At 34.8% G+C, this 508-nt stretch carries 1 protein-coding gene; it reads left to right on the top strand.

The features are described from left to right. Positions 1-64: 64 nt before the first annotated feature. Positions 65-457, top strand: coding sequence for a hypothetical protein (locus Y887_RS19825; RefSeq protein ID WP_046965664.1), 393 nt, complete (start codon positions 65-67; stop codon positions 455-457). The last annotated feature ends 51 nt before the right edge of the window (positions 458-508 follow it).

Here is a 508-nt window from a genome sequence, read left to right as displayed (position 1 = left end):
GTTGTTAGTCCTAATTTCACTAACAATTTAATCCTTGAGCAATTTATTATGGAATGTAGAGAATATGTCAAAGCCAACCCTATACATGCCAAGTAAGCCCTGGGCGTATGAATACAAGCGTAAATTAATCCCAAATGAAGTACTATTTGGCCCTATTTTAGCTTTAGCATTTTTAATCTTTATGATTATAGGAGCCGTTTTAGATTCTAGTGAAGTTATATCATCTGATGCAGTGTTTTTACTTATTATAGCCGGGTCGTTTATTGTGCCATTTTTATTGATGCCTATTAATTGGGTAGGATATTGGTACCAAGGACGTCATTATAGAGCCCGATTAAGAGAATGGAAAGTTCAGTGCGCAAAAGCCCAAGCTCAGTATGATGAAGCTGTTAAAAAGTATGAATATGAAGAAGCTATGGAATTGGTTAAGGAAATAAGATGCAAAAGCCTTAACTGAATTTATGCTGTTTACGCTTCTCAAATGATTAGTTATAATGAACTCCTAGCT

It is taken from the genome of Xanthomonas pisi DSM 18956 (genome assembly GCF_001010415.1).
Classification (GTDB): Bacteria; Pseudomonadota; Gammaproteobacteria; order Xanthomonadales; family Xanthomonadaceae; genus Xanthomonas; species Xanthomonas pisi.
Note: the sequence above shows the minus strand (reverse complement) of the source record. Positions and strands in the feature narration are given on the sequence as shown.